The 14,031-nt window shown below is 37.1% G+C and carries 8 protein-coding genes; 5 read left to right on the plus strand and 3 right to left on the minus strand.

What is annotated here, in order from left to right; all coding sequences use genetic code 11:
- Nucleotides 1-67: 67 nt before the first annotated feature.
- On the plus strand, nucleotides 68-994 hold the full coding sequence (locus AEQU1_RS01305; RefSeq protein ID WP_111878167.1) for a DUF3078 domain-containing protein: 927 nt from the start codon (nucleotides 68-70) through the stop codon (nucleotides 992-994).
- An 80-nt stretch (nucleotides 995-1,074) separates the two neighbouring features.
- Here AEQU1_RS01305 and hflX read toward each other — a convergent pair whose 3' ends face one another.
- Nucleotides 1,075-2,286, minus strand: coding sequence for a GTPase HflX (hflX, locus tag AEQU1_RS01310; protein WP_111878168.1), 1,212 nt, complete (start codon nucleotides 2,284-2,286; stop codon nucleotides 1,075-1,077).
- Nucleotides 2,287-2,950: 664 nt separating this feature from the next.
- On the opposite strand from hflX, the gene AEQU1_RS01315 reads away from it, so the two are divergent.
- From AEQU1_RS01315 to AEQU1_RS01325, 3 genes are all read left to right on the plus strand, one after another.
- Entirely contained in the window at nucleotides 2,951-5,443 is a 2,493-nt protein-coding gene (locus tag AEQU1_RS01315; protein ID WP_111878170.1) for a gliding motility-associated C-terminal domain-containing protein, read from the plus strand.
- Nucleotides 5,444-5,565: 122 nt separating this feature from the next.
- Nucleotides 5,566-6,483 (plus strand): type IX secretion system membrane protein PorP/SprF, encoded by a 918-nt coding sequence (locus AEQU1_RS01320; RefSeq protein WP_111878171.1) that lies wholly within the window; start codon nucleotides 5,566-5,568, stop codon nucleotides 6,481-6,483.
- Between the two features lie 23 nt (nucleotides 6,484-6,506).
- The gene (locus AEQU1_RS01325; protein WP_111878173.1) at nucleotides 6,507-8,399 is read left to right on the plus strand and encodes an OmpA family protein; all 1,893 of its coding nucleotides are present in this window, start codon (nucleotides 6,507-6,509) and stop codon (nucleotides 8,397-8,399) included.
- 131 nt (nucleotides 8,400-8,530) lie between these two features.
- On the opposite strand, the gene AEQU1_RS01330 is transcribed toward AEQU1_RS01325, so the two are convergent.
- Both AEQU1_RS01330 and AEQU1_RS01335 read right to left on the minus strand, forming a co-directional pair.
- The gene (locus AEQU1_RS01330; RefSeq protein ID WP_111878175.1) at nucleotides 8,531-9,970 is read right to left on the minus strand and encodes a DUF5689 domain-containing protein; all 1,440 of its coding nucleotides are present in this window, start codon (nucleotides 9,968-9,970) and stop codon (nucleotides 8,531-8,533) included.
- Between the two features lie 18 nt (nucleotides 9,971-9,988).
- Nucleotides 9,989-12,826, minus strand: a complete 2,838-nt coding sequence (locus AEQU1_RS01335; RefSeq protein ID WP_111878176.1) for a TonB-dependent receptor domain-containing protein — start codon at nucleotides 12,824-12,826, stop codon at nucleotides 9,989-9,991.
- 116 nt (nucleotides 12,827-12,942) lie between these two features.
- Between AEQU1_RS01335 and AEQU1_RS01340 the strand changes: the two genes are divergently transcribed.
- Nucleotides 12,943-14,004 carry an endonuclease/exonuclease/phosphatase family protein gene (locus AEQU1_RS01340; protein ID WP_111878178.1) on the plus strand — a complete coding sequence of 354 codons (1,062 nt, stop codon included), beginning with the start codon at nucleotides 12,943-12,945 and terminating at the stop codon, nucleotides 14,002-14,004.
- Nucleotides 14,005-14,031: the final 27 nt, after the last annotated feature.

Below are 14,031 nucleotides of genomic sequence, written 5' to 3' on the forward strand. Positions count from 1 at the left end.
AAATGAATCATTTTTTTGTGAACTATTCAAAAGAGTCAGTATTTTTGTCGAATAAAACTTTATTTAGATGAAAAAACTTTTACTTCTGGCAGTTCTCTTTACTGCTCCATTAACAATCTTCTCTCAGGAAGAAACTCCGAAAGACACTGTTCCCAATGGATGGACGCGAGCCGGAAATATTTCGTTATTGTTCAATCAAGCTGCCTTTAATGCTGAATGGACCGGTGGTGGAACTTCCAATTATTCAGGAAACCTTTCGCTTACTTATGATTTCAATTATAAGCACGACAAAATTTCTTGGAACAACAGATTGACCGGTGAATACGGAATCACCAAAAATAAGGATGATAAATACTCCCGAAAGACTAATGACCGATTGGAGTTCAACTCAATTTTAGGTCAGCAGATAAAAGAAAGTAATTGGTACTATTCATTATTTTTAAACTTTAAAACCCAATTTGCCAAGGGTTACACATTCAACACAGATCTTAACCCAGAAGATGAAGGCTATCGTACAGAAACCACACATATTTTATCGCCGGCCTATCTTCAATTTGGCCCTGGTATGCTTTGGAAAAAAAGTGATAATCTATATGTAAATATTTCTCCAGCTACTGCTAAACTTATACTTGTAGATAAAGATTTTACAGCTGTAAATGAATCTGTTCCTGCTGCATTAGATGCTTATAATGAAAACAAATACTTTGGTGTTAATGCCAATGAAAGTAGCCGTTTAGAATTTGGCGCTTCAGTTTCTGCGTATGCAAAGTTTAATATTATGGCGAATATTTCTGCAGAAAATATTTTGAATCTTTATTCAAATTACATTGAAGATCCACAAAATATTGATGTTGACTATACTTTCAATCTTGTAATGAAAGTGAACAAATACATTTCTTCAAATGTTACTTTTCAAGCTATTTATGATGATAATGCTGTACAAGGCTTTCAGATTCGCGAAGCTTTGGGAGTGGGTGTAACTTACGGGTTTTAGACGTTAAACGTTAGAAAAAAATAAAAAAGCTCCCAGGTTTTAAAACTTGGGAGCTTTTTTAATGTTTCACTTATTTGTTTTTATTCTTCTTCAGTATATTCATCATATAAAAAAGTATTATACGGAAAACGTGTAGTGTGAATTTCTTTTACTTTTTCGTAAACTAGTTTTCTGAATTCACTAAAATTTTCTTTATTCAATGCTGAAATAAAAATTGCATCTCCGTTCAGTTTTGCCATCCAAGTTTGCTTCCACTCTTCCAAAGTGTAATGCGCTTTGGTTTTCTCAGTCATTAAATCGTCCTCCTCTATTTCTTCTGGATGGTAGGCGTCAATCTTATTGAAAACCATAATTGTAGGTTTATCTGCGCTTCCTATTTCTTCTAGAATTTTGTTAACCGAATCTATATGGTGTTCAAAGGAAGGGTGGCTTATATCTACCACATGAAGCAATAAATCTGCCTCCCGAACCTCATCCAGCGTACTCTTGAATGATTCCACAAGTTGCGTGGGCAATTTTCTAATAAACCCAACAGTGTCCGTAAGTAAAAATGGAAGATTGCCAATAACAACTTTCCGAACCGTAGTATCAAGTGTTGCGAACAATTTATTTTCAGCAAAAACATCGCTTTTGCTAATTACGTTCATTAATGTAGATTTTCCCACGTTTGTATAACCCACTAAGGCCACACGAACCAATGCACCACGATTGCCGCGCTGCACGTCCATTTGTCTGTCAATTTTTTTTAACTTATCCTTTAGCAAAGCAATACGGTCGCGAACAATACGCCTGTCAGTTTCAATTTCCGTTTCCCCCGGGCCACGCATACCGATACCTCCACGCTGGCGCTCCAAGTGAGTCCACATTCCCGCAAGTCGTGGTAACAAATATTGATATTGTGCAAGTTCAACTTGGGTGCGGGCATAACTAGTTTGAGCTCTTTGGGCAAAAATATCTAGAATCAAATTGGTACGGTCTAATACCTTACAATCTAATTCTTTCTGGATGTTCTTTTGTTGGCTCGGTGAAAGTTCATCATCAAATATTACCACGCCAACCCCGTGTTCTTCCACAAAGTTTTTTACATCTTCCAGCTTTCCTTTACCAATAAAAGTTTTTGGATTGGGAACATCCATTTTTTGGCTAAATCGTTTAAGCACCTCACCACCAGCAGTGTAAGCCAAAAATTCAAGCTCGTCTAGATATTCATTTGATTTTTCTTCGTCTTGATATTGTGTTATCAAACCGATGAGTATAGTTTTTTCGTAAGAAATGTCTGCTTGCTCTATCATAAAGTAATTTATAACACAAATGTACAAAACACTTGGCTAGAGTTTTTTGTACTTTACAAGCAATTAACAATTATAATCTATTCCTCCCTAGAAATGAAAAACGTTTTCAATATTGGATTCTAGAATTTTGAAAAAAAATTGAAACAGTAAATGATTAAATACAGAAATGGACAGGAATGAAACGCGCTACACCTCAACACTGAAAAAATAGGCCGTATCATTTCGAAGATTGTCTATAATACAACCACACAACCGGCCATATATCTGGGCGTCGTCAATGTGGTAAAATGAAACGATGCTGGAAGGATTCGTCAATTCAAAATTTCTAAAACAAAATATTATTATTAGATGTATTTCCATTTGGCAGATGGTCGTAGTAATAATACAGTATTACTTTTAAGAAAAGATTTTTTGAATTAATTCATGAAAAAATAATTACACCAATAATATTTAAGAACTGAAGAAAATTAGAAATATTTTATATACAATCCATTCATAATCTTTACTTTATAATATTATTTAAAGAGTGTAATCGATCATTTTTACGGTTTTTTTAAATTTTTTCAACCAAAAACTAATTGGAAAAGCTTCAAAAAACCTTATATTTCGCCGTTAAAAAAAAGTTAATACACAATAAATTTCAATAACAACCAACAAAAACTTTATGAATATAAAACTACCTCTCTATTTACAAAGTTGTCAGTATTATTTTAAAGATAACTTTAATCGAAACGTTCTTTTACTTTTTAGTTTCCTTACAATATCTATTTCGGCATTTGCACAAGGGCCAGGATGTCCCAACGTTTATGCGGGAGATGATGTGGAGCTGGATTGTGGCGAGCCTTGTACAGACCTTACAGCAAGTTTTCTTGACACTGGAGAAACCACCAGTTATGATGTTTCTTCTATTACTTATGCCCCTCCTTTCCCATTTACAGGAGGAACACCTGTATCTGTAAATACAGACGACATTTGGTCCGATGCTATTCAATTGCCTTTTGATTTCTGCTTTTTTGGTGAAAGTTATTCTCAAATGGTTATTGGGTCAAACGCAGTCGTTTCATTTGATTTAGTAAACAATCCTCCAGGTGGTTATTGCAGTTGGTTGTATGATGAATCAATTCCTGATCCCAACCTGTTTTTTACGACTATCTTTGGACCTTATATGGATGTGGATCCATCGGTTAGTGGCTCTGGAACTATAAATTGGACTGTTTTTGGAGAATCCCCTTGCCGAACCATGGTAGTTAACTTCCCTGATATTCCTTACTTTGGATCAGCTTGCCCAGACCTTTCCTTAACCTCACAAATAGTTATTTATGAAACTACCAATGTGGTAGAAGTTTATGTTCAAGATAGACCAAACGGCTGTACTTGGAATAGTGGAAATGCTGCACTGGGAATCCAAAACCAAAACGGCACCTTGGGCTATACTGCTCCAGGAAGAAATACTGGAGATTGGGCTGCTTTTAACGAAGCATGGCGCTTTACGCCCAATGGCACTTCAAATGTTGCTTTCTCTTGGCTGGATTCAACAGGAACAGTTATCGGAACTGATCCAACAATAGATGTTTGTCCAACAGCCCCATCAACCATTTACACGGCCCAAGCAGTTTACACTAATTGTAATGGCGATGTGGTTACTGAAACTGATGATGTTACTATAACTAGAATAGGATCTTTTACAGTAGATCTTGGCGGTAACCAAGAACTTTGCGAAGCTCAAAGCTATGACATCACTGCCGAAATAACTGGCGGAAACCCTGCAGATGCTACTTTCTTATGGAATACGGGGGAAATAACACAAACCATAACTGTTACCACTTCGGGAACTTATACCGTAGAAGTTACTATTGGCACTTGTACAATTACAACTTCCGTAATTATAAACTTTAACGAACTTCCTTTAATAGAACTTGGGGACCCTATAGAAACTTGTTTCTTTGATCCCGTAGTTTTAGATGCAACTCCCTCCAACTATAACCCAGCAGATGCTACTTATGAATGGAGTTTAAATGGAATTGTTCTAGCGGGTGAAACCAATCCAACTTTAAATGCGACCCAATATGGTACTTATAGTGTACTGGTTTCAGTAGCCGATTGTTCATCTATGGATGAAGTGACTATTTCACAACAAAACATTCAGGTTTCATTGGGAGATGATTTTTCTTCCTGCTTTGAAGTACCCGAAACACTCACCGCTGAAGCGATTGACTATGACCCAACATTGGCTACCTATCAATGGAGTTTAAATGGAAACATCCTTGCAGGTGAAACCAACCAAACCCTAGACATTATACAGATTGGAACCTACTTAGTTACTGCAACTGTGGGTTCGTGTACAACAACAGACAGTATTGTGGTAAGCTTAACAAATATAGAAGTAACCGTAAATGATGACTTCCAAACTTGTTTTGATTCTCAAGTAGTTTTGGAAGCTGTACTTTCTAGTCAAAACCCAGACGCAACTTACCAATGGAGCTTTGACGGAACCATTATAGCAGATGAAACCACTTCCACATTAATAATCACTGAAATTGGGACTTATACTGTAACGGTTACTATTGGCAGTTGTTCGGCATCAGATAATGTAATTGTTTCGTTTAGAGACGATCTTGAAGTTTCTCTTGGTTCAGATTTTTTAAGCTGTCCAAACGAACCACAAACACTCACTGCAACTACTCCTGAAGAAGACGCAACTTATCAGTGGTATCTTAATGGAACATTATTAACAGGAGAAACTAACAGTACGCTGAATTTTATGTTAGAACTAGGAACAATGGGTACTCAAACCTATTCTGTAACAATTTCAGTTGGCGGATGTTCCGGTACAGATTCGGTAGATGTTGGTTTATATGCCGTTGGAAACTGTGTAATTTCTGAAGGAATTTCACCTAATGGGGATGGTTACAACGATTCGCTGGACCTTACCTTCTTGAACGACAGAACAGGAATTACTAAACTTCAAATCTTCAACAGATTGGGAACTCTGGTTTTTGAAAAGAACAATTACATAAACGAATGGTATGGCCAAACAAATGATGGCAATGACCTTCCAACGGGAACTTATATCTATGTAATTGACCTTGCAGGTAATGATGCTGTTTATGGCTCACAGGCCACAGGTTGGATTTATCTTAACCAGAAAGCTAACTAAACCATTAAATACTTTTTAACTACCAAATAGATAAAAATGAAATGCGCTTTATCACTTATCAAAATACAGAAAATGAATTATAAGAGCATTCCATCTTTAACTTTATCAAATATTTTATAAAGATGAAAAAACATATATATATTCTAATTGTATTGATGGCAGCGTTGCTCTTTCAGGAAGCACAGGCACAGCAAGATCCTCAATACACCCAATACATGTACAATATGAACGTGGTAAACCCAGCTTATGCAGGGTCCAAGGAAAGTCTTTCCCTTACCGCACTTTACAGAAACCAGTGGGGCGGCTTGGAAGGCAGTCCGGTTACCTTCACTTTTGCGGCACATTCGCCAATAAGTGATAAAATTGGGCTCGGACTTTCCGCAATAAAAGACGAATTGGGTCCAGTAAAGGAAACCAATGTGTTTGTAGATTTCTCATATACCCTTCAAGTGGGGAGCAATGTAAAACTTGCTTTGGGTCTTAAAGCTGGTGCGACTTTTCACGATGTGGGGCTTTCAACTTTGGAATTACAGGATCCCAACGATCCATTCTTTTCAGAAGACATAAATAACACCTATCCAAATATTGGTGCTGGTGCTTTTCTGTATGGTGAAAAGTTTTATTTGGGATTATCAGTTCCAAATATGTTGAAATCAGTTCACTTGGATGAAAACGGAATCAAGTATGGTTCTGAAACCAATCATTACTTCGCAACAGCTGGATATGTTTTCCAGGTTTCGGAAAACTTCAAATTGAAACCTTCCGTAATGGTTAAATCTGCTTTTGATGCGCCCGTTTCTTATGACGGAAACCTGAATGCACTATTCTATGATAAGTTTGAACTTGGAGCATCCTATAGATTGGACGATTCCTTTAGCGGTTTGGTTGGGTTTCAAATTACCCCCAACATCCGCGTTGGGTATGCCTATGACCACGTAACATCTGACATTAAAACAGTGGGTCCAGCCTCACACGAAGTGGTGCTGACTTTCGACCTATTCTTTAAGCCACGTGTTTTACGTTCACCAAGATTCTTCTAATAACCAAACTAATTTCATTTAAGATGAAAAAAATATACACCATACTTCTACTTATCGCGGTAAGCACCACAATGGTTACCGCCCAAAATAGTAAAACAAAAAAGGCCGATCAATATTATGATAGACTTCAATATACAGACGCTGCCGAAGCATACCAGAAACTACTGAAAAAAGGTGAAGGCAGCACCTACGTTTTTGAACGCCTGGGCAATAGCTATTTTTTCATTAACGATACCAAAAAAGCTGAAACCTATTATAAAAGAGTTATAAAAAAGAAGGACGTCGATCCAGAAACGGTATATAACTACGCCCAATCTTTAAAGGCGAATGGTAAGTTTAGCGATTACAATACGTTTATGAAACAATTCGCTGAAATGAAACCTAGCGATTCCCGTTCGGTGGAATTTATGAAAAATCCAGACTATCTTCCAGCAATTATTGACGCAAATTCACAGAAATACGCTGCCACCAATCTTGATGCGTTAAATTCAAAATACTCAGATTTTGGCGGAATGGTTGTAGGGAACGATTTCTATTTTACTTCTGCCAGAAATACTACAGGCAAAAAATACGGCTGGAACGAGGAACCGTTTTTAGACATTTACAAGGCCTCAATAGTTGGTGGCGTTGAAAAGAATGAAGTTTCATTGAAAGGAGACGTAAACACAAAATTTCACGAAAGTACCGTGGCAATTACCGCAGATGGAAAACGCATGTATTTTGATCGAAATGATTATTACAACGGAAAATACAAAAAAAGTGAAGAAGGCATTAATCAATTAAATATCTATTATGCAGAAAACATTGATGGTCAGTGGAAGGATGTTCAGGCTGTTCCATTCAATAGTCACGACTTCTCTACTAGCCATCCTGCCTTGAGCCCAGACGGAAATACGCTGTATTTTACTAGCGATCGTCTGGGCGGAAAAGGGAAGGCAGATATCTACAAAGTTTCAATTTCTAAAGACGGTTCTTTTGGAGCACCTGAAAATTTAGGAAGCAACATAAACACCGAAGGAAAAGAAGGTTTTCCTTTTGTAGATGCAAACGGAACACTTTATTTCTGTAGCGATGCACATTTGGGAATGGGCGGTTTAGATATTTTTGCTGCAGAAGCAAACGGCAGTGGATTCGGCGAAGCCAAAAACCTTGGTCTTGGCGTAAATAGTAGTGAAGACGATTTTGCATACTCTTATGATTCCGCTACAGAGGAAGGCTATGTTTCTTCCAACAGAAAAGACGGAAAGGGAAGTGATGATATTTATAAAATCAAAAAACTTGACATTTGCGATGTCATTCTAAACATTATTGTAGTTGATGCAAGTAACGACGAGCCAATAGCAGGTGCTCAATTGGATCTATTCGACAATCTTGAAAACAAATTGAAAAGCCAAACTACCAGTACCAATGGAACAGGAAAAATAACCGCAGCCTGTAACCAAGATCACGTTGTGCAAGCTTTCAAAATGGGCTATGAAAGCAATGCAGAAACAGTTGCTTCTTCTAAGGAAGGTGAAAAGAGCATCCGCATAGCGCTTCGTCCAATAGACGAAATTGTGGAAGGTGATATGGTAAAACTAAACCCAATACTATTTGACTTTGATAAGCACAACATCAAACCACAGGCGGCATTTGAACTGGATAAGTTAGTAGAACTGATGAAGAAAAATTCAGAAATGGCTATTAGAGTTGAAGGCCATACGGATAACCGCGGTACTGATGCCTACAATTTAGATCTATCTGAAAGACGTGCTCGAAGCACTGTACAGTATGTAATTTCAAAAGGAATTGCTAAGGATAGAATAAGCGGAGAAGGTTTTGGTGAATCTAAACCTGCAATAGACTGTGGTAATAACTGCACCGATGAACAATATCACAAAAACAGACGTTCCGAATTTATTATCGTGAAAAAATAAGGAACTAATTATTATTAACTGGTAACCAACCAGAAGAAAAACCCTTGCTCACCACTTTATAGGTTTTGCAGGGGTTTTTGATTTTCTATTAATAATGTTTAATGCGTAAAGTGTCTTTAATTTAAATTAAATCAATTAGAGTTTATTACAATTTCATCAAATTCATAGTTTCCATCAAAGGCTTCATCACCACTGCCCACATATTTTAAACCGATGTAACCGCTTCCTTCTATACAACCCAAATCAACATTTCCAGAAGGAAACCAACTTCCAAAAGCATCACTGTCCTGTGTTATGTATGCCGCTGAAAGTATATCCCAAGTAGCGGAAATAATATTATCTGGATTTCCATCCCAATCTGTTGATATAAATAATTCCAGCGTACTTCCGTCTGCAAAACTGTTTGATGTTTTGAAGTTTAAAGTTTCGCCTTCTTGGGCATCAAAATTTATTTGAGGAGTAATCAACCAAGCAATATTGCTGGAATCGCCAGAATTGAAAGCCTGCATTCTAGCAGAAATACCGAGCGAAGGACTACTGCCTGTTGAGGTGAAAGATTCCCATTGTTCAGAACCAGCTTCTATATAATTTGTCCAACCATTTCCTGAAATTGGATTGCCCGGTGATTGTGTTTCGAAAAAATCACTGAAGAGCACATGTGTTCCAGTTGAAGCCGCTAAACCGCAATCAATCTCGACTGGATCACAGCGCTCTTCATTTTCAAAATAAATTGTAGAAGGGTCGCTGACAGTAAGGTTAAATTCTTCACCGTAAAAATTATAGGTTAAAATTGCATCCATATACCCGCTTCCATTAGGCAGAAGTACCGCTTTAAAATCGGCATAGGTACTTGTGCTGAAGATTGCAGAATAACCTGTGACGCAACTTTCAAGTTTACGTTCTCCATCAAATTGATCACCAGGTTCAGCGGCAAAAGTTTTACGATTGTCGCCAAAGGCATCGTGGCGATCAAATTGAACATCCGTTAAGCGCACAAAAAGGTTGGTTTTATCATCAGAAAAATCTAGAATAGTAATGGGAAGTGCCTCTATTTTTGCCACCTCCACATCTCGGATTAGAAAATCGAAGATAGCAGACTCTGCGATTTTATTTATCGCTGTTCCATCTCGAATTCCAAGAGTTAAAACTCCACTATTTAAACCTACAGTCAAACCGTCAAGTTTTACGTACACTTTTCTTCCAAATTCAAAGGTGGTGAAAAGAGGGTTTACATCAAGTAATATTTTCACACCGGTATTCGGGTTTGATGCACTGTTCTGAATAATTAGTTCTTCAAAAAAATTTCCGCCTTCATCACTTGATATAACGTATCCAGTGATATATTTATCGGTTTGTCCCAAAGTTAATATTGCGTCCGGGTTTTCGGTATTGGTTTGTTCCTGTAACAATAAACTTCTTAATGATGAAATTTCAATTACATCATTTGGGTTTATATCTGGTGCAATTACTTCTGTATTTGGCACATTATAATCATCGCTTTTTACACAAGAAAGTATTGTTATTAAAGCGAAGAATAGCGTAAATAATTTGTAAAATCTTCCTGTTTTCATCACTCAAGTATTTATTTGTTAAAATCTTACGTAAACATTTACGTAATAAGTAGCTCCATAACCAAAGAAATATTTGTTGCCAAAAATTGGTGTATTTCTATTTTGGTCTTCCTGTACTTTTTTATAATCTGCCAATCGCGAGTCTTCAAAACCTCCCGTTTTGTAGTTTTGGTCCAACACATTGCCCATGGCTACAAAAAACCCAACGTAATATCCTTTGATTCTCCAAGATTTTCCGCCAACCACATTTATGAGAATATATTCCCCAAAATCTTCTTGCTTCAAAAGAGTTTTGGCCATTTCGGGATCGTAATCACTATACGTTTGGCCGTCGCCATCAAATGTAAAAGCATCAGATCTTCGCAACGTGCTTACATCGATATATGCGTTTGAAAAATAGTTGCCCGTAATCCCAACCCACCAATAGGCTGGATCGCGATACTCAACACCAAATTGGTATGCTCTCTCAGGACCACTGGCTACATGATAGTTTTTCAGCTTTGTGGTATTATCACCGAATGTAAGAATGTCGAAATCATCGCTGGTTAAATATTGATTCGGATTGTTCGTATAAACATTTTCTCCGAAAGCAGCGGCAGCTTTCAATTTGAATGTCGGGATTAATTGCGCTTCAACCCCTAGTTCAGCTCCCATTTTTCGGGTGCCTATTCCTGTAATTACTTCTTGTACAAAGGCATAACCGTCCTTATAACCTTGGGCCGATTCAGTAAAAAAGAAATTAATATCCGTTTGATTTTGAATTGTGTTGTAATATCCAGTAAGACGTGCTTTTAAAATTGGCGAACGGAAAATATAACTTAAATCCACGTTTTGTATCTTTTCAGAATCCAACCCAATCACTGCTGCATTGCTCTGCCTTGAATTGCTGAAAGCATTACGAAGTATAGGCGCTTTGGTGAAATAGCCAGCATTAAAATCAACCAAATGCCTTCCGGTAATTTTATAAAGAAGTCCAGCTTTACCTCCAAAATTTGTAAAACTTAATTTTTCACTTTCCCCAAGCGAAAGATTTCCGGGAAAGTTTCCATTTTCAAAAAGACCAATACGTTGGTAATTGGTTTGCGAAGCAGTCGCAGCCAAATAAAAATCCATGGTACTATATTTAAACTGCCCTTGCGCAAAACCTGAAATAACGTTGGCATTTAACTCATAATTATATTTGTAGCGATCGTCTTCGGTTACAATTCGGTTTCTATTTTGCAAATCGCTTTGGGCTACATTGCCAATAATTGTATTGTTTATGCCTTCGGCAAAATAATCTATATCTAAATATCCCGTTCCGCCTAAAAGATCATTCAGTTCTGCAAAATTTTCACTTTTTAAATTACGATAGTTTAGGTTTGCATTCAGACTAATATTCTCATTAATTTGACTGTTCAAAATCATATTTGCCATTAATTGCGTGTCGTCCTGTCTATCTTCTTGAATGGCATAAATTGAATTTCCGCCACTGTCTTTTTCAATCCTATTGGCTTCGTAAAGCGAGCTCCAATCCAATTGTCCATCATTTATAAGTTCCTGTTCCGCCAAATATGCCAACTCATAATTGTAAGCCGTTGAACTTTCAAAACGAAGAAAATAACTTGGTAAACGTTGGTAATAATTAGGGTACGGATTACGAGCGCCGCCAATATATGCCTGCTGTCCGTTAACTTCAATTAAACGGGTTCCTCCATAATCAATTCTGGTATTTCCAATTTTACCAAATTGATACCCAAGGTTTGTATTCAAAGAAGTTTTATCGCTTATATTCCAAAAATGGTTAAGCATAATCACCGGTTCTTCCACGGTTTTCAATTTTGAATTCCGAATATCTCCATTTTGATAACCCCAATTTGGATTGTAATCAATTCCTTTCAAATTTTCAACCTCAGCTGTAACGGGAGCAGATTTTCCACGGTGGTTAGGTGTATAAAATGTGGTAAAATTAAGACTGCTGTTTTCGCCGAAACTTTTCTCCACCGAAGCAAAAAAAGAGTTAGCATCATAAATGGTTCCTTCCTGAAAACCGCCGCTACCAAAGCGACGCGAAAGTAAAACAGAATAAGCCCACCCTTTTTTACCTTGACCACTATTATAGGAACCTATTACACGTCCACGATAACTTCTGTTTGAAGTTGCATATGAAACCCTACCTCCCTTTCGATACTGTGAAGCGCGCATTATAATATTTGTAGTTCCCGCAACATCTCCAAAAGTATAATCATTGGCCTGCAAACCCATAGAGAATATTTGATTGCGCTGCACATCGTTCAAGCCGCCCCAATCTGCCCATTGTGGACGTCCGTCGTATTGTTTATTCATTTCTAGACCATTGATCAGCACTTTTCCATAAGCATTGTCAAAACCGCGCGGATTGAAAAAAGTAGTACTGAAATCATAGGCCGCTGCTCTCAAAAAAACATCATCGGATGCTTGCAACAGTCCCGAAACATTATAGGATGTTCCGTCATCATCATCATTCAACTCATTATCTGAAAGGCTGATGATGCCAATTTGTTTCTCCATCTGTCGGAGATCTATTTCCATCAAAATAGGATCCAGATTAATTGGAGCATCGTTCCTTATAATTATCGGAAGCTTTAAAGTTATATAGCCTGTCTTTGAAACTATAAGTATTTGCTGTCCCTGCGGAAGATTTTTCTGAATAAAATAAAACTCACCTTTAGCACTCGTTTCAGTACTGAAGATGCTGGCCTGAATGCTTATTTCAACATCAGGAATGGGCTCATAAGAATTAGTTTCTAGTGCCCGCCCTTTCACAATGGCCTCTTGGGCAAATGAAGATATTCCGCCCAAAAAAACCACATAACCGATAAAAATGAAGCGTTTCATCTTTAAATGTGAGTTTTAATTATGGGGATAATTTTCTGGGAAGAACATAAATTTAATAAAAAAATAATTATATATACAATAAAATTGTTAACTTTTTAAATTAAATATTTTAATCGATGAAATCAAAGCTTTTTAAATATCACATTTTTCTGTTCTTATGCTATGCTACCTTTTCATTTTCCCAAACAGAAAAAGAGTATAAAATAAACACGATTGCTTTTTATAACGTTGAAAATCTTTTCGATTACGAAAATGACCCACTTACTTTTGATGATGACCGCACACCTGAAGGAAAAGATCATTGGACGCAGGAAATTTACGAGGCGAAGTTGGCTAATATGGCAAAAGTTATTTCAGAAATTGGCGAGGATATTACTGGAAATTCGCCTGCAATTATTGGAGTAAGCGAAATTGAAAACCGCCGTGTGCTTGAAGATTTGCTAAACCAAAACCCATTGGTGAGCAAAGACTATGGTATTGTTCATTTTGATAGCCCAGACAGACGTGGCATTGATGTGGCATTACTTTATCAGAAAAAAATATTTATCCCCATAGCTTCCAAAGCTTATGAATTATTATTGTATAACGACAACGACCGAACAAAGCGAGTTTATACCAGAGATCAACTTTTGGTAAGTGGAATGCTAGATGGTGAAAAAATAAATATAATTGTCAACCACTGGCCATCGCGAAGTGGAGGCGAAGCATTGAGCCGGCCCAAAAGATTGAAGGCAGCACAACTCAATAAACATATAATGGATTCATTGTTCAGCGAAAATCCGTATGCAAAAATAATAACCATGGGCGATTTAAATGACGACCCAATAAGTCCCAGTATTAAGGATGTATTGAAAACAAAAAGCGAAAAGGACGACTTAAAGCTAAAAGAACTTTACAACCCAATGGAGAATATGTATAAAAGAGGAATGGGCACACTAGCTTATCGTGATGCTTGGAACCTCTTTGATCAAATAATAATATCAACAGAGTTGACTAAAAAAGATTATTCTTCCTATCGTTTTTACAAAGCTGGAATTTTCAATAAAAATTATTTAACAACACCGCGCGGGCAATACAAAGGTTATCCTTTCCGCAGCTTTGTTAATGGGTTCACGGGTGGCTATAGTGATCATTTTCCTGTTTATATTTATTTAATAAAGAAAAAGGTTTCGAACTAAAAAAAACATAAACCCAATTAACCCCGA

This window comes from Aequorivita sp. CIP111184 (assembly GCF_900489465.1).
Classification (GTDB): domain Bacteria; phylum Bacteroidota; class Bacteroidia; order Flavobacteriales; family Flavobacteriaceae; genus Aequorivita.

Bases quoted from the DNA above. Each gene is read 5' to 3' on its own strand.
- AEQU1_RS01325 (WP_111878173.1), top strand. From the start codon at position 6,507: ATGAAAAAAATATACACCATACTTCTACTTATCGCGGTAAGCACCACA.
- AEQU1_RS01320 (WP_111878171.1), top strand. From the start codon at position 5,566: ATGAAAAAACATATATATATTCTAATTGTATTGATGGCAGCGTTGCTC.
- AEQU1_RS01315 (WP_111878170.1), top strand. From the start codon at position 2,951: ATGAATATAAAACTACCTCTCTATTTACAAAGTTGTCAGTATTATTTT.
- AEQU1_RS01330 (WP_111878175.1), bottom strand. From the start codon at position 9,970: ATGAAAACAGGAAGATTTTACAAATTATTTACGCTATTCTTCGCTTTA.
- AEQU1_RS01340 (WP_111878178.1), top strand. From the start codon at position 12,943: ATGAAATCAAAGCTTTTTAAATATCACATTTTTCTGTTCTTATGCTAT.
- AEQU1_RS01305 (WP_111878167.1), top strand. From the start codon at position 68: ATGAAAAAACTTTTACTTCTGGCAGTTCTCTTTACTGCTCCATTAACA.
- hflX (WP_111878168.1), bottom strand. From the start codon at position 2,286: ATGATAGAGCAAGCAGACATTTCTTACGAAAAAACTATACTCATCGGT.
- AEQU1_RS01335 (WP_111878176.1), bottom strand. From the start codon at position 12,826: ATGAAACGCTTCATTTTTATCGGTTATGTGGTTTTTTTGGGCGGAATA.